At 60.3% G+C, this 22388-nt stretch carries 16 protein-coding genes; 9 read left to right on the forward strand and 7 right to left on the reverse strand.

What is annotated here, in order from left to right; genetic code table 11:
- Positions 1 to 34: 34 nt before the first annotated feature.
- Positions 35 to 712, forward strand: a complete 678-nt coding sequence (locus tag WHX55_RS09075; RefSeq protein WP_151213269.1) for an alpha/beta family hydrolase — start codon at positions 35 to 37, stop codon at positions 710 to 712.
- A 185-nt stretch (positions 713 to 897) separates the two neighbouring features.
- Here WHX55_RS09075 and WHX55_RS09080 read toward each other — a convergent pair whose 3' ends face one another.
- From WHX55_RS09080 to acnA, 3 genes are all read right to left on the reverse strand, one after another.
- Entirely contained in the window at positions 898 to 2463 is a 1566-nt protein-coding gene (locus WHX55_RS09080) for a PAS domain-containing methyl-accepting chemotaxis protein (RefSeq protein WP_353742425.1), read from the reverse strand.
- A gap of 105 nt (positions 2464 to 2568) precedes the next feature.
- Positions 2569 to 3360 (reverse strand): CPBP family intramembrane glutamic endopeptidase, encoded by a 792-nt coding sequence (locus tag WHX55_RS09085; protein ID WP_150724689.1) that lies wholly within the window; start codon positions 3358 to 3360, stop codon positions 2569 to 2571.
- Between the two features lie 191 nt (positions 3361 to 3551).
- The gene (acnA, locus tag WHX55_RS09090) at positions 3552 to 6293 is read right to left on the reverse strand and encodes an aconitate hydratase AcnA (protein WP_353742426.1); all 2742 of its coding nucleotides are present in this window, start codon (positions 6291 to 6293) and stop codon (positions 3552 to 3554) included.
- Between the two features lie 222 nt (positions 6294 to 6515).
- Between acnA and rlmM the strand changes: the two genes are divergently transcribed.
- Together rlmM and tusA are read left to right on the forward strand one after the other, a co-directional pair.
- A complete protein-coding gene (gene rlmM, locus WHX55_RS09095) occupies positions 6516 to 7589 on the forward strand; it encodes a 23S rRNA (cytidine(2498)-2'-O)-methyltransferase RlmM (protein ID WP_150724691.1) in 1074 nt (357 codons plus the stop codon).
- Between the two features lie 168 nt (positions 7590 to 7757).
- The gene (tusA, locus tag WHX55_RS09100; RefSeq protein ID WP_015095965.1) at positions 7758 to 8009 is read left to right on the forward strand and encodes a sulfurtransferase TusA; all 252 of its coding nucleotides are present in this window, start codon (positions 7758 to 7760) and stop codon (positions 8007 to 8009) included.
- 47 nt (positions 8010 to 8056) lie between these two features.
- Here the strand turns inward: tusA and WHX55_RS09105 are convergent, their stop codons facing one another.
- Complete coding sequence (locus WHX55_RS09105; RefSeq protein ID WP_150758850.1) at positions 8057 to 9466, reverse strand: MATE family efflux transporter; 1410 nt, start codon at positions 9464 to 9466, stop codon at positions 8057 to 8059.
- Positions 9467 to 9669: 203 nt separating this feature from the next.
- Here WHX55_RS09105 and pdxB point away from each other — a divergent pair, with 203 nt between their 5' ends.
- Positions 9670 to 10812, forward strand: coding sequence for a 4-phosphoerythronate dehydrogenase PdxB (gene pdxB / locus WHX55_RS09110; protein ID WP_150758849.1), 1143 nt, complete (start codon positions 9670 to 9672; stop codon positions 10810 to 10812).
- 192 nt (positions 10813 to 11004) lie between these two features.
- Here pdxB and WHX55_RS09115 read toward each other — a convergent pair whose 3' ends face one another.
- A complete protein-coding gene (locus WHX55_RS09115) occupies positions 11005 to 11184 on the reverse strand; it encodes a PA1571 family protein (RefSeq protein ID WP_007987263.1) in 180 nt (59 codons plus the stop codon).
- Between the two features lie 251 nt (positions 11185 to 11435).
- Here WHX55_RS09115 and WHX55_RS09120 point away from each other — a divergent pair, with 251 nt between their 5' ends.
- Together WHX55_RS09120 and WHX55_RS09125 are read left to right on the forward strand one after the other, a co-directional pair.
- Positions 11436 to 13211, forward strand: a complete 1776-nt coding sequence (locus WHX55_RS09120; RefSeq protein ID WP_353743029.1) for an ABC transporter transmembrane domain-containing protein — start codon at positions 11436 to 11438, stop codon at positions 13209 to 13211.
- A 68-nt stretch (positions 13212 to 13279) separates the two neighbouring features.
- Complete coding sequence (locus WHX55_RS09125; protein WP_353742427.1) at positions 13280 to 14323, forward strand: Fic family protein; 1044 nt, start codon at positions 13280 to 13282, stop codon at positions 14321 to 14323.
- 54 nt (positions 14324 to 14377) lie between these two features.
- On the opposite strand, the gene WHX55_RS09130 is transcribed toward WHX55_RS09125, so the two are convergent.
- The gene (locus tag WHX55_RS09130; protein ID WP_150758846.1) at positions 14378 to 16306 is read right to left on the reverse strand and encodes a transglycosylase SLT domain-containing protein; all 1929 of its coding nucleotides are present in this window, start codon (positions 16304 to 16306) and stop codon (positions 14378 to 14380) included.
- Between the two features lie 215 nt (positions 16307 to 16521).
- Here WHX55_RS09130 and WHX55_RS09135 point away from each other — a divergent pair, with 215 nt between their 5' ends.
- Positions 16522 to 18441: an ATP-binding cassette domain-containing protein gene (locus WHX55_RS09135; RefSeq protein ID WP_150724697.1), complete on the forward strand. Its 1920-nt coding sequence runs from the start codon at positions 16522 to 16524 to the stop codon at positions 18439 to 18441.
- 193 nt (positions 18442 to 18634) lie between these two features.
- Here the strand turns inward: WHX55_RS09135 and WHX55_RS09140 are convergent, their stop codons facing one another.
- Positions 18635 to 19075 (reverse strand): universal stress protein, encoded by a 441-nt coding sequence (locus tag WHX55_RS09140; RefSeq protein WP_150724698.1) that lies wholly within the window; start codon positions 19073 to 19075, stop codon positions 18635 to 18637.
- Between the two features lie 104 nt (positions 19076 to 19179).
- Between WHX55_RS09140 and WHX55_RS09145 the strand changes: the two genes are divergently transcribed.
- Both WHX55_RS09145 and fadB read left to right on the forward strand, forming a co-directional pair.
- Positions 19180 to 19617, forward strand: coding sequence for a hypothetical protein (locus WHX55_RS09145; protein ID WP_223441998.1), 438 nt, complete (start codon positions 19180 to 19182; stop codon positions 19615 to 19617).
- A 606-nt stretch (positions 19618 to 20223) separates the two neighbouring features.
- Complete coding sequence (gene fadB / locus WHX55_RS09150; protein ID WP_150724700.1) at positions 20224 to 22371, forward strand: fatty acid oxidation complex subunit alpha FadB; 2148 nt, start codon at positions 20224 to 20226, stop codon at positions 22369 to 22371.
- The last annotated feature ends 17 nt before the right edge of the window (positions 22372 to 22388 follow it).

A 22388-nucleotide genomic window follows, 5' to 3' on the forward strand; every position in this document is an offset into this window, starting at 1 on the left:
CCGGAGTTATAGGCAGACTAAAAGCGAGGCAAGCATGGACAAAGGGCACAAGGCCGGTATTGACGAGGATCAATGGGCGCAGTGCGTGCGGGATCATGGATGGTTGTGGAATGCCGCCGCTGGCAAGGCTGCGGCGACGCTGATCCTCGCCCATGGCGCCGGTGCACCGATGGACAGCGAGTGGATGAGCGACATGGCTGCACGCCTCGCCGCGCAAGGCGTCAACGTGTTGCGCTTCGAGTTTCCCTACATGGCGCAGCGGCGCCTCGATGGCGGCAAGCGCCCGCCGAACCCGGCGCCGAAACTGCTGGAATGCTGGCGTGAGGTGTATGCCCAGGTGCGACGCCATGTCACTGGGCCGCTGGCCATCGGCGGCAAGTCCATGGGCGGGCGCATGGCCAGTTTGCTGGCCGATGAGTTGGGGGCGGATGGGCTGGTGTGCCTGGGGTATCCGTTTTATGCGGTGGGTAAACCGGAGAAACCGCGGGTTGAGCATTTGGCGGGGCTGAAGACACGGACCTTGATCGTGCAGGGTGAGCGCGATGCGTTGGGCAACCGGGAGGCGGTCGAGGGGTATGCGCTATCGCCGGGTATCGAGGTGTTCTGGCTGGTGGCGGGGGATCATGATCTGAAACCGTTGAAGGCTTCGGGGTTTAGCCATGAGCAGCATTTGGCGGCTGCGGCTGGGAAGGTGGTTTCATTTCTTCAGTGAGGTTTTGTGCAGGCTGTGATGGCCCCATCGCGAGCAAGCTCGCTCCCACAGTGATTTTTGGTGTGGCTCAAAACCCTGTGGGAGCGAGCTTGCTCGCGATGAGGGACTATCAGGCAACATCACTTTCACAGACTCAATAAACCCGGAAGCTCTCACTGTCCGGTTTTTTGTCATTCCAGCCTCTATCAGCGGTTAAACCGCTCCACCAACGAATACTGGGTATTGGCAGTCCTGGTCAGCTCTTCACTCAGCAACGCCGAGTTCTGCGCCTGTTCCGCGGTCTGGTCCGCCAGTTGCGAGATGTTGCTGATGTTGCGGCTGATTTCTTCGGCCACGGCACTTTGCTCTTCGGTCGCGGCGGCGATCTGGGTGGTCATGTCGGTGATGTTGGCCACCGCTTCGCTGATCCCTACCAGTGCCTGGTCCGCTTCCAGTACCCGCGCCACGCCTTCTTCCGCCTGACGATGTCCGGCTTCCATGGTTTGCACGGCGGTGCCGGCGGTTTGCTGGAGCTTGGCGATCAGCGCATGAATCTGCCCGGTGGACTCGCTGGTGCGTTGCGCCAGCTGACGGACTTCGTCGGCCACCACCGCAAAACCACGCCCCATCTCACCGGCGCGGGCTGCTTCGATGGCGGCGTTCAGCGCCAGCAGGTTGGTCTGGTCGGCGATGCCTTTGATCACGTCGACCACACCACCGATTTCGTTGCTGTCCTTGGCCAGTTGGGTCACCGTCACGCCGGTTTCACCGACCACCACCGACAGGCGCTGGATGGCTTCGCGGGTTTCCCCGGCGATGTCACGACCACGACCGGTCAGGCGATTGGCTTCCTGGGTAGCGTCGGCGGTGCGTTGCACGTGGCTGGCGACTTCCTGGGTGGTCGCGGCCATCTGGTTGACCGCGGTGGCCACCTGTTCGGTCTCGACCCGTTGACGTTCCAGGCCGCTGGAGCTGTTGTGCGCCAGGGCATCGGACTGTCTGGCCTGATCGGTCAGGTGTTCGGCCGTGTCCTGCAGACGCGTCAGGCAGGTTTTCAGGCGTGCTTCCTGACTGAGGATGGACATTTCCAGACGCGCCTGGGCGCCGCGACTGTCGGTGTACATCTGTGCGATCAACGGATCGGAGGTGGTCTGCTCGGCCAGGCGCAGCAAACGCTTGAGGCCACGCTGTTGCCACTGGAGACCCATCAGGCCCAGCGGCACCGAAAGACCGGCAGCCAGGGCAAACCCCCAATGGGAGTTCAGCGATGCACCGATCATGAAGCTCAATTGGCTGACCAGGATGAACGGCAGCCAGTCCTGCAGGATCGGCAACCATTTATCCGAGGAGGGAACGGCCGACTTGCCCTGGTTGATGCGTTGGTAGAGCGCTTCGGCGCGGCGGATCTGTTCGGCGCTGGGCTTGACCCGCACCGACTCGTAACCGATCACCTGATTGCCTTCGAAGATCGGTGTCACATAGGCGTTCACCCAGTAATGATCACCGGTCTTGCAGCGATTCTTGACAATGCCCATCCATGGCAAGCCTTGTTTCAGCGTGTCCCACATGTGTGCGAACACCGCGGCCGGGACGTCGGGGTGACGGACCAGGTTGTGCGGTGCACGGATCAGTTCCTCTCGGGGAAACCCGCTGATCTCGACGAAAGCGTCGTTACAGTAGGTGATCATGCCCTTGGCATCGGTGGTGGAAATCAACCGTTGCTGAGCCGGGAAGGTCCGCTCGCGTTGTGTAATAGGCTGGTTGTTACGCATGGCTTTTTTAATCCGCAAGGCTTTCAAGTGCTGTATCGGCAAGGCCGGCGGATTGTTGAGATTATTTTTTGATTATCAGTGATGCGTCGCAAAGTGGCCCTTGCATCAGCCGGCGAGCATCGGATAGGTGAACAGGCCGAAGTGCAGCAGGTTCAGGCCAAAGTGGCTGGCGATGGCGGCGCCCAGCCCGCCGAACCGGTAGGCCAGGCCATAGCCGACCCCGGCCAGCGTCGCCAGCAACACCCACTGCCATCCTGCGCCGATATGGGCCAGGCCGAAGACCAATGACGCCAGCAGCAGGGCGAGGTGTTCACCGTAGGGCCGGTCTTTCAGGTACCGGCTCAGGCCGCCCTGGATGTAGCCACGGAACAGCGCTTCCTCGACCAGCGTCACCAGCAGCAGATTGTTCAGCAACCACAACCAGGCTTGATCCGGCCATTTCGGCGCCCAGGCGATGACCCCGAGCAACAGTGCGCCGCCCAACGCCAGCAGGGCGCTCAAGGTCAGTGCCAGTGCGGTGGCATACAGCGATAGCCGAAGTGAACGGCGGCCGACAATCCACGGACACACCAGTAACAGCCAGAAGCCGATCAGCGGTTTGTCCAGATTCAGGTGCATGGCGAATGACGCGGCGTTGTCGGTGAAACGCTGAGGATCGATAACGCGACCGTTGTAGAAGCCGGGTAACCAATGCGTCGCCAGGGCCAGGGCCAGGACGATGAACAGGCCGTGGCCGAGGTAGCGGACAAAAGGGATCTCGCGTTGGCGGACGGCGACACCCGCGACCAGCAACAAAAACACCGAGATTGCCGAGAGCCAGCCGAGATGGCCGTAGGTCAGTGCCAGGCCGTAGCCGAAGGAAAGCAGGGCCAGAGACATCCATGGCAGGGCAATCATTTGAAGTCCTTGAGTCGGAATTTGCGATGCATCCCAAACCCTGTGGGAGCGAGCTTGCTCGCGATAGCTTACTGACTGTCGGCAACAATGTTGAATGTTATGTCCATATCGCGAGCAAGCTCGCTCCCACATAAATTTTCGTGACCCAAACACAAACACCGCCCGAAGGCGGTGTTTGTGTCGGTCGTCCGTTACGAAGCGATCAACTGCCGCAACACGTAATGCAGAATCCCTCCGGACTTGAAGTACTCCACCTCATTGAGTGTATCGATGCGGCACAACACCTCGATCTTCTCGCTGCTGCCGTCTTCGCGGGTGATGGCCAGTGTCAGGTTCATCCGTGGCGTCAGCTCGACGCCGGTCAAGCCGAAGATGTCCAGGGTTTCGCTGCCATTGAGGTTCAGGCTCTTGCGGTTCTGATCCAGCTTGAACTGCAGCGGCAGCACGCCCATGCCCACCAGGTTGGAGCGGTGAATCCGTTCGAAGCTTTCGGCGATGACCGCTTTCACCCCCAGCAGATTGGTGCCTTTGGCCGCCCAGTCGCGACTCGAACCGGTGCCGTATTCCTGGCCGGCGAACACCACCAGCGGCGTGCCTGAAGCCTGATAGCGCATGGCGGCGTCGTAGATCGACATTTTTTCCCCGGTGGGAAGGTAGCGGGTGTTGCCGCCTTCTTCGCCGCCAAGCATTTCGTTGCGTATGCGAATGTTGGCGAAGGTGCCGCGCATCATCACTTCATGGTTGCCGCGCCGCGAACCGTAGGAGTTGAAATCCCTCGGTTCCACGCCTTTGTCGCGCAGGTATTGCCCTGCAGGGCTGTCGACCTTGATGTTGCCGGCCGGGGAGATGTGGTCGGTGGTCACCGAGTCGCCGAGCAGTGCGAGGATCCTGGCGCCATTGACATCCTTGACCACTGGCGGCGGGCCGCCGATGTCGTCGAAGAATGGTGGGTGCTGGATATAAGTCGAGTCGGACTGCCAGACATAGGTCGCCGCCTGCGGTACTTCAATCGCCTGCCATTGCGCGTCTCCGGCAAACACTTCGGCGTATTCCTTGTGGAACATGGCGGTGTTGACCTGACTCACGGCGTCGGCAATTTCTTTGCTGCTTGGCCAGATGTCCCGCAGGTAAACCGGTTTGCCGTCCTTGTCATCGCCCAACGGCTCGCGGCTGAGGTCGGTGCGCACTGTGCCGGCCAGCGCGTAGGCGACCACCAGTGGCGGGGAGGCCAGCCAGTTGGTTTTCACCAGCGGATGCACCCGGCCTTCGAAGTTGCGATTGCCCGAGAGCACGGAGGCCACGGTGAGGTCGGCTTGCTGGATGGCTTTCTCGATGGGCTCCGGCAGCGGCCCGGAATTGCCGATGCAGGTGGTGCAGCCATAGCCGACCAGGGCGAAGCCCAATTCATCGAGGTAACGGGTCAGGCCGGCCGCCTTATAGTAGTCGGTGACCACTTTCGAGCCGGGGGCCAGCGAACTCTTCACCCAGGGTTTGCGTTTCAGGCCTTTTTCCACGGCCTTCTTCGCCACCAGCCCGGCCGCCATCATCACGCTCGGGTTGGAAGTGTTGGTGCAGGAGGTGATCGCGGCGATGACCACGGCGCCGTTTTTCAGCCGATAGGTCTGGCCTTCGTAGTCGTAATCCGCTTCGCCGGCCAGATCGGCGTTGCCAACGGCGACGCCGCCACCGCCTTCGCTTTCCAGGCGGCCTTCTTCCTTGCTGGTGGGTTTGAATTGCAGGTCGACGAAGTCGCTGAAGGCTTGGGCGACATTCGGCAGCGATACCCTGTCCTGCGGGCGTTTCGGCCCCGCGAGGCTGGCTTCGACGCGGCCCATGTCCAGCGCCAGGGTGTCGGTGAACGCCGGTTCCTGGCCGGGCAGGCGCCACAGGCCCTGGGCCTTGCTGTAGGCCTCGACCAGTTGCACCGTTTCCAGGGGGCGGCCGGACAGGCGCAGGTACTCCAGCGTGATGTCGTCCACCGGGAAGAAACCGCAGGTGGCGCCGTATTCCGGGGCCATGTTGGCGATGGTCGCGCGGTCGGCCAGGGGCAGGTCGGCTAGGCCATCGCCGTAGAATTCGACGAATTTGCCCACCACGCCTTTCTTGCGCAGCATCTGGGTCACGGTCAGCACCAGGTCGGTGGCGGTGATGCCTTCCTTGAGCTTGCCGGTGAGTTTGAAACCGATGACTTCGGGAATCAGCATCGACACCGGTTGCCCGAGCATCGCCGCTTCCGCCTCGATACCGCCGACGCCCCAGCCAAGCACGCCGAGGCCGTTGATCATGGTGGTGTGGGAATCGGTGCCCACCAGGGTGTCGGGGAAGGCGTAGGTGCGGCCGTCTTCGTCCTTGGTCCAGACCGTGCGGCCGAGGTATTCAAGATTCACCTGGTGGCAGATGCCGGTGCCCGGTGGCACCACGCTGAAATTGTCGAAGGCACTCTGGCCCCAGCGCAGGAACGCATAACGCTCGCCATTGCGCTGCATTTCAATGTCGACGTTCTGCTCGAAGGCGCTGCTGCTGGCGAACTTGTCGACCATCACCGAATGGTCGATCACCAGGTCCACCGGCGACAGCGGGTTGATCCGCTGCGGATTGCCGCCGGCCTTGGCCATCGCCGCGCGCATGGCGGCCAGGTCGACCACCGCCGGTACGCCGGTGAAGTCCTGCATCAGCACCCGCGCCGGGCGGTACTGGATTTCGCGGTCGGAACGACGCTCCTTGAGCCACGCGGCCAGTGCCTTGAGGTCGGCGCCGGTGACGGTTTTTTCGTCCTCCCAGCGCAGCAGGTTTTCCAGCAGGACTTTCAACGACATCGGCAGCTTGTCCAGATCGCCCAGGCTTTTGGCGGCCTCGGGCAGGCTGAAATAGTGGTAGGTCTTGCTACCGACTTGCAGGGTTTTAAGGGTGTTCAGACTATTAACGGAGGGCATTGCGATCACTCCTTTGAGTCCGCACGGCTACGGACTGAGGGGACGGGCAGAGCATTAAACCTAGCCCTGTTTTAAGTAGCTGGCTAATAACTGGACTCTATCGCTAAGTCCGAGGTTCCGAAGTCGGCTATCATGCGCGGGTTTTCGTGACAGGCTTTGCTTCAACGCAAGCCTGGGCATCGCGCAGTGGCCGAAATTCCTCGTCATTGCCCAGGAGTAAGAATGAACACCCTCTTTATGCATTGCCGGCCGGGCTTCGAAGGCGAAGTCTGTTCCGAGATTTCCGACCTCGCCGCGCGCTTGAACGTGGCCGGTTATGCCAAGGCCAAGGCGGCAACTGCCTGTGCCGAGTTTGTCTGCACCGAAGAAGACGGCGCCGAGCGCCTGATGCGCGGGCAGCGTTTTGCCGAGCTGATCTTCCCGCGCCAGTGGGCCCGGGGGATCTTCATCGATCTGCCGGAAACCGACCGCATCAGCGTGATCCTCGCGCATATGGCGGACTTTCCGCTGTGCGGCAGCCTGTGGCTGGAAATGGTCGACACCAATGACGGCAAGGAACTGTCGAACTTCTGCAAGAAATTCGAAGTGCATCTGCGCAAGGCGTTGATGGCGGCCGGCAAACTGGTGGAAGATGCCCAAAAGCCGCGTTTGCTGCTGACCTTCAAGAGCGGCCGCGAAGTGTTCATGGGCCTGGCGGAGTCGAACAACTCGGCGATGTGGCCGATGGGCATTCCGCGATTGAAGTTCCCCCGCGAGGCGCCGAGCCGCTCGACCCTCAAACTGGAAGAGGCCTGGCACCACTTCATCCCGCGCGACCAGTGGGACGAGCGCCTGCACGGCGACATGACCGGCGTTGACCTGGGGGCCGCCCCCGGTGGCTGGACCTGGCAACTGGTCAACCGTGGCATGCTGGTCACGGCCATCGACAACGGCCCGATGGCCGAAAGCCTGATGGACACCGGTCTGGTGCAACATCTGATGGCCGACGGTTTCACCTTCAAGCCCAAGCAACCGGTGGACTGGATGGTCTGCGACATCGTCGAGAAGCCGGCGCGCAACGCCGCGATGCTGGAAGAGTGGATCGGCGACGGCCATTGCCGTGAGGCGGTGGTCAACCTCAAGCTGCCGATGAAACAGCGTTATGCCGAAGTGAAGCGCTTGCTCGAGCGTATTGCCGATGGCTTCAAGGCCCGGGGCATCAAGGTCGAGATCGGCTGCAAGCAGCTGTACCACGACCGCGAGGAAGTGACCTGTCATTTGCGTCGGATGGATGTGAAGAAGCCGAAATCCCGCTGAGTCAAAGATACCCCTGTAGGAGCGAGCCTGCTCGCGATGAGGCCATCACATTCAACATCTTTGTTGATTGACCCACCGCCATCGCGAGCAGGCTCGCTCCCACAGGTGCCACAGATGACGTTACACCCGGCAATGCGCGACAATGCCGGCCAGTTTCAGGAGTGAATCATGAGTGAAATGCTTGATACGCCGGTAGACGGCACCCTCGACGCCACCGGCCTCAACTGCCCCGAGCCGGTGATGATGCTGCACCAGCACATCCGTGACCTGGTGCCCGGCGGCCTGCTCAAGGTGATCGCCACGGACCCGTCGACCCGTCGCGACATTCCCAAGTTCTGCGTGTTTCTCGATCATGAACTGGTGGCGCAGCACGAAGAGGAGGGCACCTACCTCTACTGGATTCGCAAGAAGTCCGTTTAACGGCACCCAAAAAAGACCTGCATATGCAGGTCTTTTTTCATGTGCGATCAGCCCAGTGAATGACTGATACGAATCCGTTTGCGCGCACTGCGCGTCAGGCGAAACGACAGCATCAGTGCCGCGCAGCTCAAGCCCACGATCAAGCCTTGCCACAGCCCGCTCGGGCCACTCGGTGCACCGAACCAGTCGGTCAGGCCGAGGGCGTAACCCACCGGCAAACCGATACCCCAGTACGCGAACAATGTCAGGAACATCGTCACCCGGGTGTCCTGATAGCCGCGCAATGCACCGGCGGCGGTCACCTGGATCGCGTCGGAAAACTGGAACAGCGCTGAATACACAATCAGCATCGCCGCCACCCGGATCACGGTCGGGTCGGCCGTGTAGATCGCGGCAATGTGCTCGCGCAACAACAGCATCATGCTCGCCGAAAGGCACGCGTAGGCCAGCGCAGTGCCCATGCCGACCCCGGCCGCGAAGCGTGCCTCACGCGGTTCCTGACGCCCAAGGGCCTGGCCGACCCGTACCGTCACGGCCATGCCGAGGGAGTAGGGGATCATGAACACCAGTGAGCTGAAGTTCAGTGCAATCTGGTGCCCGGCCACGACAGTGGCGCCGAGGCTGCCGATCAACAGGGCGATCACGGCGAAGATGCTCGATTCGGCGAATACCGCGATGCCGATAGGCAGGCCGATGCCCAGCAGGCGTTTGATCACCGACCACTGCGGCCAGTCGAAACGGCTGAACAATTGGCTCGATTGATAGGCTGGCGCCCAACGCTCCCATCCGGCCATGCCCAGGGTCATCACCCACATGACGATGGCAGTGGCCCAGCCGCAGCCGACGCCACCCATGGCCGGTACGCCAAAGTGGCCATAGATGAAGATGTAATTCAGTGGAATGTTCAGGGCCAGGCCGCACAGGCCAAGCACCATGGCCGGGCGGGTGCGGCCCAGGCCGTCACTGAAGCAGCGCAATACGCAATAGAAAGCTGTGGCGGGAAGGCCGCTGGCAATTCCGTTCAGGTATTGCATGCACGGACCGATCAACTGCGGGTCAACCTTCATGATGTGCAGAATGGGTTCGGCGTTCAGCAATGCAGTCGTTGCCAGGAGCCCGACCAGTAACGCCAGCCATAACGCCTGTCGAACCAGCGGACCGATTTCACTGTGGGTACCGGCACCGAAACGTTGGGCGACTTTGGGGGTGGTGGCCAGCAGGGTGCCGGTCATCAGCAGAAAGACCGGCACCCAGATCGAGTTGCCCAAGGCAACCGCCGCGAGGTCGCGAGGACTGAATCGGCCCGCCATCACCGCATCGACGAAACCCATCGCCGTAGTAGCGAGCTGCGCGATCATGATCGGCAGCGCCAGGCCAAGCAGCGTCTTGAGCTCCAGGCGAACCCGGGCCGGGCGGGAGAGGGTGAGGGCAGCAGGGCGGTCAGTTACGGAATTCAAGGGCGAAACGTCCAAAAGTTTGCGAAGAGCAGTCGCGCATTCTACGCGTTGACGCGGCAGTCAGGAAAAGACCCGTGTTGTGGATTTGTAATCAAAGTTTGAGCGTGAACCTGTCCCCTCGCTACAAGGCAAATGATGTTGCTTCCCGCTGGCCGTTCACCAGCATCTACGCCTACACTGCCGATCCGCCAAAGGAGCCTGCCATGCTGATTGTTGCCGACGAAAATATCCCCCTGCTCGATGCCTTCTTCGAAGGTTTCGGTGAAATCCGCCGGGTACCGGGTCGCGCCATCGACCGTGCCACGGTCGAGCAGGCCGATGTGCTGTTGGTGCGTTCGGTGACCAACGTCAATCGCGCGCTGCTCGAGGGCAGCAAGGTGCGCTTTGTCGGTACGTGCACCATCGGCACCGATCATCTGGACCTGAATTACTTGCAGCAGACCGGCATCAAGTGGTCCAGCGCGCCGGGCTGCAATGCCCGCGGTGTGGTCGACTATGTGCTCGGCAGTCTGCTGACCCTGGCCGAAATCGAAGGTGTCGACCTGACCCGGCGTACCTACGGTGTGGTCGGTGCCGGCGAAGTGGGTGGCCGACTGGTCAAGGTCCTGCAAGGCCTGGGCTGGAAGGTGCTGGTGTGCGATCCGCCACGGCAAGCTGCTGAAGGTGGAGACTACGTCAGCCTCGAGCAGATCATCGACGAGTGCGACGTCATCAGCCTGCACACGCCATTGACGAAACAGGGTCAGCAATCGACCTGGCACTTGTTCGATGAAAAACGTCTGAACCAGCTCAGGTCCGGCACCTGGCTGATCAATGCCAGTCGCGGGCCGGTGGTCAACAACGCGGCCCTGCGCGATGTGCTGCTGGAGCGCGAAGACCTGCAAGCGGTGCTCGATGTCTGGGAAGGCGAGCCTGAAGTCGACGTGGCGCTGGCCGAACTGTGCGTGCTGGCAACGCCACACATTGCCGGCTACAGCCTCGACGGCAAGCAGCGGGGGACTGCGCAGATTTATCAGGCGTATTGCGATTTCCTCGGGCAGCCGGCCCGCGTCAGCTTGAGCGATTTGCTGCCGGCACCGTGGCTGTCGCACGTGACCCTCAATGCGCAAAGCGACCCGGCCTGGGCGTTGGCCATGCTGTGCCGTGGCGTGTATGACCCGCGTCGTGACGATGCGGATTTCCGTCGCAGCCTTGTCGGCAGTGTCAGCGAGCAGCGTGCGGCATTCGATGTGCTGCGCAAGCAATACCCATCGCGCCGTGAGATCGACGGATTGCAGGTGCGGATCGAGGGGGATGCGCCTGAGTTGCGGAGGATTGTGGCGGCGTTGGGGGCGACGGCAGTCTGATAGACCGTGGCGGCCCTATCGCGAGCAGGCTCGCTCCCACAGGAGCCGCTATTGGATACAAATGTTGTGTACGACCCGGATCCCCTGTGGGAGCGAGCCTGCTCGCGATGGGCGTACCACAGTCCCGGATTGGATAAGCAGGCATAAAAAACCCGGCCAACAAAGGGCCGGGTCAAGAAGACGGTGGCTATATCACTTTTGTTCGGCAGGTTTGACCAATCGCTTTTCCAGTTCGCTGCAAGCTTTCTGGATCATTTTTTCAGTGATCGGTACTTCGCGACCCTGCTCGTCAATAATCGAGCAACCCAGAGACTGGTCTGGTTGCGTGCGGATCACTTGAATCTTGTCATCGCTGCTGTGTTGCAAGGACATGGCCTGTCTCCTCATCAGGTTGTTTGCTTACTGTAGAACCGCCAGGTGACCGGGCTATGACAACTCCCTGCGATCTTTCCGGGGGGACAGAAACAGTCCAGCAGAAATGCCTCCGCATGGCTACCCGAACTTTAGACCAATAGCGTCTAGCCTCTAGTGTTGGTGGACATAATTAACCTGACTCATTGTGATTTGCAGCGAGCCACCTCATTGAGCGGTGTAGGCTGACCCTAATGACTGCCTTGTCCAGGATGATTACGATGCTCTCTGCCCGTCACCGCCGTGCCATTCGCCTGGCCAGCCGTTTCATCGCGCCGTATCGCTGGCAGGCCTTTGGCGCCTTGCTGGCGTTGATCGCCACCGCGGGCATCACCTTGTCCATGGGGCAGGGCATCCGCCTGCTGGTGGACAAGGGGTTCATGACCCAGTCGCCGCACCTGCTCAATCAGTCCATCACGTTGTTCATGTTGCTGGTGATGGGGCTGGCGATCGGTACTTTTGCACGGTTTTACCTGGTGTCGTGGATTGGCGAGCGCTGCGTCGCCGATATCCGGCGCAACGTGTTCAATCATCTGATTTACCTGCACCCGGGGTTTTACGAAGACAATCGCAGCTCGGAAATCCAGTCCCGCCTGACCGCCGATACCACGCTCCTGCAATCGGTCATCGGTTCTTCGCTGTCGTTGTTCCTGCGCAATCTGCTGATGGTGATCGGCGGGATCGTTCTGTTGTTTGTCACCAACCCCAAGCTCACCAGCATCGTGGTGGTTGCCTTGCCCCTGGTGATCGCGCCGATCCTGATCTTCGGTCGCCGGGTGCGTAACCTCTCACGCCTGAGTCAGGACCGGATTGCCGATATCGGCAGCTATGTGTCCGAAACTCTGGGCCAGATCAAGACCGTGCAGGCCTACAACCATCAGGCTCAGGACGAGCGCCGGTTTGCCGTGACTGTGGAAGAGGCGTTCAACACCGCACGCAAGCGCATCTTCCAGCGGGCCTGGCTGATTACCCTGGTGATCGTGTTGGTCCTGGGTGCGGTCGGGGTGATGCTCTGGGTCGGCGGCATGGACGTCATCGCCGGGCGAATTTCCGCCGGCGAGCTGGCGGCGTTCGTGTTCTACAGCCTGATCGTCGGCAGCGCGTTTGGTACGTTGAGCGAAGTGATTGGCGAATTGCAGCGGGCAGCCGGCGCGGCCGAGCGGATTGCCGAGTTGCTGCGTTCGGAAAACTTCATCCTGGCGCCGGTGGCTGGCGCGGTGAAACTGCCGGAACGGGTCGACGGCCACCTGCAGCTGCACAATGTGCGCTTTTCCTACCCGTCGCGGCCGCAAAACTATGCCGTCGACGGGTTGAGCCTGACCGTCAATGCCGGTGAGACGCTGGCGCTGGTCGGGCCATCGGGGGCCGGTAAATCCACGGTGTATGACTTGCTGTTGCGTTTTTACGACCCGGCCGAGGGACGCATCCTGCTCGATGGCGTGCCGTTGACTCAACTCGATCCGCTGGACCTGCGCCGCTGTTTCGCCCTGGTGTCGCAAACCCCGGCGCTGTTTTTCGGAAGCATTGAAGAAAACATTCGCTATGGCAATCCGCAGGCGACCTTGGCCGAGGTACAGGAAGCGGCAAAAATCGCTTACGCCCATGACTTTATCGAAGCCATGCCCAATGGCTACCAGACTCATCTGGGTGACGCTGGTCTCGGCTTGTCCGGCGGCCAGCGCCAACGCCTGGCCATCGCCCGCGCGTTGCTGGTGGACGCGCCGATCCTGCTCCTGGACGAAGCCACCAGCGCCCTCGACGCCCAGAGCGAACACCTGATCCAGCAGGCGCTGCCGAGCCTGATGAAAAACCGTACCACCCTGGTGATTGCCCATCGCCTGGCTACGGTGAAAAACGCCGACCGCATCGCGGTGATGGATCAGGGGAAGCTGGTAGCGGTGGGCACGCATCAGGAGCTTATCGCCAGCAATGCGTTGTATGCGCGGTTGGCGGCGTTGCAGTTTAGTGATGGACATGAAGCGGCATGAATGACTACCGATGAATGACGCCCGGTTCGGGCATTATGTCGTCCTCTGTTATGAGCCCGGATGAGGATATGAGCCGTTATCAACCACCGTTGACCTTGAAGACGAAAATGTTGTCGCTGATCGCCGATATCAGCGAACAGATCGGTCAGCTTACGGCTATGGACGAACGCCTGCAGACACCTCAGTTACGTCGTGGCAATCGGATTCGAACGATTCAGGCTTCTTTGGCCATCGAAAACAATACGCTGAGCATCGAGCAGGTGACTGCCGTTCTGGCAGGGCAGCGTGTGCTGGGGTTGCCTCGGGAAATCCAGGAAGTACGAAATGCGTTTGCTGCTTACGAAGCCATGCCTGATTGGCAGCCAAGCAGCCGGACCGATTTACTGCGTGCCCATGAATTGCTGATGGGCGGATTGATTGATGAACACGAGCAGTTTCGTCGAACCGGCGTGGGTATCTATCGTGGCGATAAGTTGATCCATATGGCGCCGCCGCCGAGTCGCGTTGTGCACTTGATTGATGACTTGTTGGCGTGGCTTGGTGCCTCGGACTGGCATCCCCTGATTACCAGCTGCGTCTTTCATTATGAATTTGAGTTCATCCATCCCTTCGCTGACGGTAACGGACGTATGGGGCGCCTTTGGCAAACCCTGATACTCAGTCAGTGGCGCCCGGTATTATCTTATTTGCCGGTTGAGGCCGTGATTCGGGATCAGCAGGAGGCGTACTACGCGGCATTGTCGGCGGCTGATCATTTGGCCGAATCAACGCCTTTCGTAGAGTTCATGTTGCAAGCCATGAGCCTTGCACTATCGGAGGCGGTACGGGGTGAGCCAGAAATCGACCTAGTAACCGACCCAGTAAGCGACCCAGTAGAGAAGTTGCTTTCTGTACTGCATCTTAACGGTCCGCGAAAGATCAGCGAATTGATGGCTGACATCGGATTGGTGCACAAGGCGACCTTTCGGGCTAACTATCTCAGGCCTGCATTAGCGGTCGAATGGATAGAGATGACCCATCCTGAGTCGCCAAGTAGTCCGGCACAAAAGTATCGCCTGACCCAGCTTGGAAAACAGGTCTTCGCACGGCTCAAGTCGGCAAAGAAATTCTGAACAATAAAAAAGCCCGCAGCTGTGATGCGGGCTTTTTTTGCGGGTCGATTTGAATCATTGATCGTCGAAATACCGCTCATGCCAATCCACGATCGGCTGCGGTGAGTTGAGCTTCTCGCCATAGATCACCGAATACGACAGCACGTTTTGCACGTACTGGCGGGTTTCGTCGAACGGGATGCTTTCCACCCATACGTCGAAACTCAAGTGATCCGCACCGCGCAGCCACTGGCGAACGCGGCCAGGGCCGGCGTTGTAGGCGGCGGAGGCGAGGACACGGTTGCCGTTGAACTGGCTGTGCACCTGGCTCAGGTACGCGGCACCGAGCTGGATGTTCTTGTCCGGGTTGAACAGTTGCTGTGGCGAGCTATAGGGAATGCTGAACTTGCGTGCGGTTTCCTTGGCGGTGGCGGGCATCAGTTGCATCAGGCCCGAGGCGCCGACCCCGGAGCGGGCATCTTCCATGAAGGCGCTTTCCTGGCGAGTGATGGCGAACGCCCAGCTCGGATGCAGGCCGCGATTCTTCGCTTCACGCACCAGCGTGTTGCGGTGGGCCATCGGGAAACGGATATCCAGGTCATCCCAATACTGCGCCTGGCTGATGGTGCGAATGGCCGGGAAATACCATTTCAGGTCGTAAGCCAGTTTGGCCTGGGCAACCATCTCGTCACGGCTGAAGTGGCGGCTGACGTGGTACCACTCGCGGCGACCGTCGACGATTTGCCCGCGAGCGTGGAACTCCAGGGCGCGACGTATGCCGGGGGTGTTGCGCACTTTGTTGATCAGCGCCTGGCTCATCACCAGCGGCTTGTTGTTCAGCGAATAGGGTGACTGCGAGCGATCGGCGGCGAGGAAGCCATAGAAGTCGCGTTCGCGGGCCAGGTTTTTATAGAGTGTCAGCGCTTCCGGATTCTGCGGTTGCGCCAGCTCCAGGCTGCGGGCCTGCCAGTAACGCCAGCGGTTGGTATTGGCCAGGTCCTGGGGCAGGCGGCGGGTCAACTGATAGGCATCGTCCCAGCGCGCCAGGCGCAGGAGCAGGCGCAAGCGCCATTCGGAAACCGTGTTGTCGCGCAGTTCCGGATCGTATTTGGTCATGACGTCCAGGGCTCGACCGTCGAAACGTTTGGCGAGGGTCAAGCCAATTTCCCGGGCGATTGCGACTTTTTCATCCCGGGAGAAATGCATGCTGCTGGCGTAACCGTCGAGCAGATTCATGGCCCTGTCCGGGTCCTGGCGAGCCAGGCGGCGCAGGCCGAGGCTGACCACGTCGGACATGGCTTCATCGGCCGGAGTGAAGCGTGACGGCTGGTTGAGCAGTTCCGGTTTCTGCGCCACGTCGATCAGCAAGCGACCGCGCGGGGTGAGAGTGGTCATGCCGTTGACCAGGCTGTTGGCCAGCGGGTAGTTGCGCGCCTGGGCGGCGAGTTTCGCGCGTTCCCAGCGTTTTTGCTCGGTCAGCTGGCCATCGGCGGCCCACATGCCGAACAGGGCATCGCAGGCTTCGGGCTGGGATTTACCGGTCAGCCAGAGCTTTTCGGTGTTGGCATAACCTTCGGCTTTGAGGTTGTGGCTGATCTGGTACTGCGCATTCAGGCAGTCCAGTTCGGTGAAGTTCATTTTCGGGTCGTAATACTTGACGAAGGTCGCCCAGTCACCCCGGTCCGCCAGCCAGCGCAACCAGCGCAGTTTCATCCAGTTGGCCTGGGGCAGGTCGCCGTGTTCGGCGAGGAATTTCTCGATTTCGGTGTTGCTCGCGGTTTTCAGGCGCGCGGTCAGCTCGTCGTACGCCAGGTAGGGTTCCAGCGGATAATCGGCGAGGGCCTGGCTGTAACGGAAATACGGGCCGCTATCGCCCTTGGCCAGAGCGCGTTTGGCTTCATCGTAATACTGGCGTTGGGTGGACAGGTCCACCGCCTGGGCGGATTGAACGGCAGCGGCAGACAGTAAAAATGCAGATAAAAGATTGAAAAGGCGACTGCGCATGAGACGTCCGGGCAGAGAAAAATCATGACAAGCGCGGGCCAGGCCCGCGCTGAATTGTCTGTAGCTTAGCCTTTTGCCAGCAGCCGGTGAAAGCTTTGCGGGTCTTCCCGCGTCAGTTCGCAACATTTGTCATGCAGAGTGCTACGAGAGTGAAATTGCCGGCCTTCTGAAGCCTCAAGTCAGGTAGAATGCGCGCCCGGTTTTTGGAGAAGCTCATGACCCTGCTCAAATTCAGCGATGTGTCCCTTGCTTTCGGCGCTATGCCGTTGTTGGACAAGGTGTCCTGGCAGATCGCCCGTGGTGAGCGGGTGTGCATCATCGGCCGCAATGGCACTGGCAAGTCCAGCATGATGAAGCTCGTCAAGGGCGACCAGAAGCCCGATGACGGCTCCGTTTGGCGCGCACCAGGACTCAAGATCGGCGAATTGCCGCAAGAATTGCCGGTGGCCGACGAGCGGACAGTGTTCGACGTGGTGGCCGAAGGCCTGGACGGCGTTGGCGCCTTGCTCGCCGAATATCACCACCTGAGCCAGAACTGCGTCACCGACGCCGATCTGGACAAACTGATGCACGTCCAACACGACCTCGAAGCCCGTGACGGCTGGCGCTTGCAGACCCTGGTCGACAGCACCCTGAGCCGCCTGCAGCTGCCGGCCGACAAGACCCTCGCCGAGTTGTCCGGCGGCTGGCGTCGTCGCGTCCTGCTGGCCCAGGCCCTGGTGTCCGAGCCGGACCTGCTGCTGCTCGACGAACCGACCAACCACCTGGACATCGGTGCCATCGCCTGGCTTGAAGAAGCGCTGAAGGATTTCCAGGGCGCCGTGCTGTTCATCACGCACGACCGTTCTTTCCTGCAGAACCTGGCAACCCGCATCCTCGAACTGGATCGCGGCGGCCTGATCGACTGGAACGGCGACTACGCCAGTTTCCTGGTGCACAAGGAAGCTGAACTCGCTGCCGAAGCCACTGCTAACGCGCTGTTCGACAAGCGCCTGGCCCAGGAAGAAGTGTGGATTCGCCAGGGCATCAAGGCCCGTCGTACCCGTAACGAAGGTCGTGTCCGTGCACTGAAAGCCTTGCGCGTCGAGCGTAGCGAGCGTCGTGAGCGTACCGGCAAGGCCAACATTCAGTTGGATACCGCCGACAAGTCCGGTAAGCAGGTCATGGTGCTCGAGAATGTGAGCTTCGCTCACCCGGGCGGGCCGTTCCTGATCAAGGACTTCTCCATGGTGCTGCAGCGTGGCGACCGTATCGGTCTGCTCGGCGCCAACGGTACCGGCAAGACCACGTTGCTGAAGTTGATGCTCAGCGGTCTGCAACCGACCAGCGGCAAAGTGGAAGAGGGCACCAGGATCGATGTTGCCTACTTCGACCAGTTGCGCCATCAGTTGGACCTGGAAAAAACCGTGATCGACAACGTGGCCGAAGGTCGCGACTTCATCGATATCGACGGCCAGAGCCGCCACGTGCTGAGCTACCTCGGCGACTTCCTGTTCAGCCCGCAGCGTGCCCGCACGCCGGTCAAGGCACTGTCCGGTGGTGAGCGTGCCCGTCTGTTGCTGGCCAAGCTGTTCAGCAAGCCGGCGAACCTGCTGGTACTCGACGAACCGACCAACGACCTCGACGTCGAAACCCTCGAACTGCTCGAAGAGGTCTTGCTGACCTTCAACGGCACCGTACTGATGGTCAGCCACGACCGGGCATTCCTCGACAACGTGGTCACCAGCACCCTGGTCTTCGAAGGTGAAGGCAAGGTTCGCGAGTACGTCGGTGGCTACCAGGACTGGCTGCGCCAGGGCGGCTCGCCGCGCCTGCTGGGTGTGACCGAGAGCAAGTCCGGCAAGGCTGACCTGAACTCCGCTGTAGTGAAGGCCGAGCCTGCGCCGGTTGCGGCGGTCGTCGAAGTGCCAGTGGCGAAGAAAAAGCTCAGCTACAAGTTGCAGCGCGAGCTGGAAGCGTTGCCGGGGCAGATCGAAGCCATGGAACAACAGATTGCCGCCGTTGAGGCGCAGATGGCCGATGCGGGCTTCTATCAGCGTCCAGCTGCGGAAACCGCTGCGGTGATTGCTCAGCTGGAGCAGTTGCAGGCTGAGCTCGACATCATGGTCGAGCGTTGGGCTGAGCTGGATGCCTGATTGACCCCGCAATAAAAAAAGCCCGGCTCACTTGTGTGAATGCCGGGCTTTTCATATGCAATGCGATCTGCGGGCTGTTGCAGATCCAATGTGGGAGCGAGCCTGCTCGCGATGACGGACTGACAATCGATGAAGATGTTGAATGTCAGATCGCTATCGCGAGCAGGCTCGCTCCCACAGGGGTCAGGTGTTGTCAGGATTTGTTCTGCAGACGCACCGCCAGCACATCGCAAGGCGCGCCATGCAGCACGTCATTGGCGGTGGAGCCCAGCAGCAGTGCCAGGCCGTGCCGGCCATGGCTGCCGACCACGATCAGATCGCATTGCTGTTCCTTGGCGAAGTGATGGATTTCCTGGCGTGGCTGGCCGTAGGTGAGGTGGCAATTGGAGCTCTCAAGCTCTGAGTATTTGTGCTTCAGGCGGTCAAGGCGCTCCTTGGCCTGATCGAACTGCTGCTGTTGCAGTTGTGACAGGTCCATAGGCACGTCGCCGCCGAAGGCCATCGCCATCGGCTCGACAATGTGCACCAGCGACAATTTCGCGCCATTGCTCACCGACAGTTCGCGAGCGCGGTGGATGACAGGGTCGCACTCTTCGGTCAGATCTACAGCGACCAGAATATGGTTGTAGGGCATGAGGTGCTCCTCCTGAGGGATGCAATATTGGTAAGTATGGCTGGTTTCAAGCGCATTGGTTCCAAAGTGACACAATGGGCTCATTCAAATTCGGGAGTACAGATATGACGGTCTGGATAGTGGTGTCAATCCTGTTGGTGGTGCTGAGCCCGCTGGCATGGTTGCGGCCGTCGCGAGTTCAGAGCGGGCGCATTGCCTTGCGGATGGAGGCCCGGCGCATCGGGCTGGCCATGCAACTGGCACCTCAGGAGTGGCCGCACTGGCTCAGCCAGGAGCCGCCGAGCCCCTGCGCCCAGTATCATCGTCCGCGGCGTGGCAGCCAGCCGGCGTGCTGGAGTTACTGGCAAAAATCACCGGGTGTCTGGGTCAATCAATGGCAGGAAATCTGTGAAGATCGGCCGCTGCTCGATCATTTCGAAAAATTGCCAGGCAATGTCTTCAAGGTCGAGGCCGACAAGCAAATAATCGCCTTGTATTGGGGCGAAAAGGGCGAGGCCGAGGTGTTGCAACAGATCGATGCCACCCTCAAAGCCCTCGCCTGAACCCCTGTAGGAGCGAGCCCGCTCGCGATGAACCTGAGGGCGCCGCTGGGTGTCAGGCTAACAGCGTCATCGTTGACGTTCATCGCGAGCAGGCTCGCTCCTACAGGTTTTCATGCAGGCAATAAAAAGCCCGACAAAATCATCGGGCGGGGTTGGCCAGGCAGGCCGGTAAAACGGTGTGGGCTGATCTTACGCTGGGCATTCGCCAAAGCGTTCAACTTTTTCCCCTAGTTTCGCCAGCGTAGCTTGTTAAACACGGGCTGCAGCGAATTAGGGCGACTTTTCTAACAATTGATTCTATGAATGACCTTGCATGCTTCGGCGTGTTTAAGGTCTTCGCAGTACGGAAATGACCGGAAAGTCGCGTTTCAACCCGTTTTTCAGGCGATTGACAATTGTCGGAAATTCCGTGAAGGTGACGTACCCAAATCAAACGGGCGTATGAATTGAGCGTTTGTATTTCAGATCGCTCCTACAGAATCCCGACTATCGCGTTGGCGGGTGTGCCGGGGGAATGGGCGTAGCATTGACGATCAACGTCCCTGCCAAGCCATTCGCCTGCGTCCGACGTGTACTGTTCAGCTTCCATATCGTGGAGATCAGTTGATGATTTACGAAGGTAAAGCCATCACGGTTAAGGCTCTTGAAAGTGGCATCGTCGAACTGAAGTTCGACCTCAAGGGTGAGTCCGTCAACAAGTTCAACCGTCTAACCCTGAACGAACTGCGTCAGGCCGTAGACACCATCAAGGCAGATGCTTCGATCAAGGGCGTGATCGTCAGCAGTGGCAAGGACGTCTTCATCGTCGGCGCCGACATCACCGAATTTGTCGACAACTTCAAGCTGCCGGATGCAGAACTTGTTGCTGGCAACCTCGAAGCCAACAAGATTTTCAGCGATTTCGAAGACCTCAACGTCCCGACCGTAGCCGCGATCAACGGCATCGCGTTGGGTGGCGGTCTGGAAATGTGCCTGGCGGCGGACTACCGCGTCATGTCCACCAAGGCCAAGATCGGTCTGCCGGAAGTCAAGCTGGGCATCTACCCGGGCTTCGGCGGTACCGTGCGCCTGCCGCGCCTGATCGGTGCCGACAACGCCATCGAGTGGATTGCCGCCGGCAAGGAAAACCGTCCTGAAGACGCGCTGAAAGTCGGCGCCGTCGACGCAGTGGTTGCTCCAGAGCAGCTGCAGGATGCTGCGCTGGAACTGGTCAAGCGCGCCATCTCCGGCGAGTTCGACTACAAGGCCAAGCGCCAGCCGAAGCTGGAAAAGCTCAAGCTGAACGCCATCGAACAAATGATGGCTTTCGAAACCGCCAAGGGTTTCGTGGCCGGTCAGGCTGGCCCGAACTACCCGGCGCCGGTTGAGGCGATCAAGACCATCCAGAAAGCCGCGAACTTCGGTCGCGACAAGGCGCTGGAAATTGAAGCTGCCGGTTTCGTCAAGCTGGCCAAGACCTCTGCCGCGCAGAGCTTGATCGGCTTGTTCCTGAACGATCAGGAACTGAAGAAAAAGGCCAAGGCCTACGACGAAATCGCCAAGGACGTGAAGCAGGCCGCCGTACTGGGCGCCGGCATCATGGGTGGCGGTATCGCCTATCAGTCGGCTTCCAAAGGCACGCCGATCCTGATGAAGGACATCAACGAGCACGGTATCGAGCAGGGTCTGGCCGAAGCCGCCAAACTGCTGGTTGGCCGCGTTGATAAAGGTCGCATGACCGCTGCGAAAATGGCTGAAGTACTCAACGGCATTCGTCCAACCCTGTCTTACGGCGACTTCGGTCACGTGGACCTGGTGGTGGAAGCGGTCGTCGAGAACCCGAAGGTCAAGCAAGCCGTACTGGCCGAAGTTGAAGACCAGGTCAAAGAGGACACCATCCTCGCGTCCAACACCTCGACCATTTCCATCACCTTGCTGGCCAAGGCCCTCAAGCGTCCGGAAAACTTCGTCGGCATGCACTTCTTCAACCCAGTGCACATGATGCCGCTGGTGGAAGTGATCCGTGGCGAGAAGTCCAGCGAGCTGGCGGTTGCCACCACCGTTGCCTACGCCAAGAAAATGGGCAAGAACCCGATCGTGGTCAATGACTGCCCGGGCTTCCTGGTCAACCGCGTCCTGTTCCCGTACTTCGGCGGTTTCGCCAAGCTGGTCAGCGCCGGTGTGGACTTCGTCCGTATCGACAAGATCATGGAAAAATTCGGCTGGCCAATGGGCCCGGCCTACCTGATGGACGTGGTCGGCATCGACACCGGTCACCACGGCCGTGACGTGATGGCTGAAGGCTTCCCGGACCGCATGAAAGACGACCGTCGCTCGGCCGTCGACGTGCTCTACGAAGCCAAGCGCCTGGGCCAGAAGAATGGCAAGGGCTTCTACGCCTACGAGACCGACAAGCGCGGCAAGCAGAAGAAAGTGGCCGATCCTTCGGTACTGGAAGTGCTCAAGCCGATCGTTTACGAGCAGCGCGAAGTCACCGACGAAGACATCATCAACTGGATGATGATCCCGCTGTGCCTGGAAACCGTGCGTTGCCTGGAAGACGGCATCGTCGAAACCGCTGCCGAAGCCGACATGGGTCTGGTCTACGGTATTGGTTTCCCTCCATTCCGTGGCGGTGCGCTGCGTTACATCGACTCGCTCGGTGTGGCAGAGTTCGTTGCCCTGGCTGACCAGTACGCTGATTTGGGCGCGCTGTACCACCCGACCGCGAAGCTGCGCGAAATGGCCAAGAACGGCCAGAGCTTCTTCGGTTAAGCGCCCCCAACTAGAGT

The sequence above is a fragment of the Pseudomonas fluorescens genome (assembly GCF_040448305.1).
GTDB lineage: Bacteria > Pseudomonadota > Gammaproteobacteria > Pseudomonadales > Pseudomonadaceae > Aquipseudomonas > Aquipseudomonas fluorescens_BH.

Excerpts from the sequence above, each read along its gene's own strand:
- WHX55_RS09075 (WP_151213269.1), top strand. The coding sequence starts at position 35 with ATGGACAAAGGGCACAAGGCCGGTATTGACGAGGATCAATGGGCGCAG.
- WHX55_RS09080 (WP_353742425.1), bottom strand. The coding sequence starts at position 2,463 with ATGCGTAACAACCAGCCTATTACACAACGCGAGCGGACCTTCCCGGCT.
- WHX55_RS09085 (WP_150724689.1), bottom strand. The coding sequence starts at position 3,360 with ATGATTGCCCTGCCATGGATGTCTCTGGCCCTGCTTTCCTTCGGCTAC.
- acnA (WP_353742426.1), bottom strand. The coding sequence starts at position 6,293 with ATGCCCTCCGTTAATAGTCTGAACACCCTTAAAACCCTGCAAGTCGGT.
- rlmM (WP_150724691.1), top strand. The coding sequence starts at position 6,516 with ATGAACACCCTCTTTATGCATTGCCGGCCGGGCTTCGAAGGCGAAGTC.
- tusA (WP_015095965.1), top strand. The coding sequence starts at position 7,758 with ATGAGTGAAATGCTTGATACGCCGGTAGACGGCACCCTCGACGCCACC.
- pdxB (WP_150758849.1), top strand. The coding sequence starts at position 9,670 with ATGCTGATTGTTGCCGACGAAAATATCCCCCTGCTCGATGCCTTCTTC.
- WHX55_RS09115 (WP_007987263.1), bottom strand. The coding sequence starts at position 11,184 with ATGTCCTTGCAACACAGCAGCGATGACAAGATTCAAGTGATCCGCACG.
- WHX55_RS09120 (WP_353743029.1), top strand. The coding sequence starts at position 11,436 with ATGATTACGATGCTCTCTGCCCGTCACCGCCGTGCCATTCGCCTGGCC.
- WHX55_RS09125 (WP_353742427.1), top strand. The coding sequence starts at position 13,280 with ATGAGCCGTTATCAACCACCGTTGACCTTGAAGACGAAAATGTTGTCG.
- WHX55_RS09130 (WP_150758846.1), bottom strand. The coding sequence starts at position 16,306 with ATGCGCAGTCGCCTTTTCAATCTTTTATCTGCATTTTTACTGTCTGCC.
- WHX55_RS09135 (WP_150724697.1), top strand. The coding sequence starts at position 16,522 with ATGACCCTGCTCAAATTCAGCGATGTGTCCCTTGCTTTCGGCGCTATG.
- WHX55_RS09140 (WP_150724698.1), bottom strand. The coding sequence starts at position 19,075 with ATGCCCTACAACCATATTCTGGTCGCTGTAGATCTGACCGAAGAGTGC.
- WHX55_RS09145 (WP_223441998.1), top strand. The coding sequence starts at position 19,180 with ATGACGGTCTGGATAGTGGTGTCAATCCTGTTGGTGGTGCTGAGCCCG.
- fadB (WP_150724700.1), top strand. The coding sequence starts at position 20,224 with ATGATTTACGAAGGTAAAGCCATCACGGTTAAGGCTCTTGAAAGTGGC.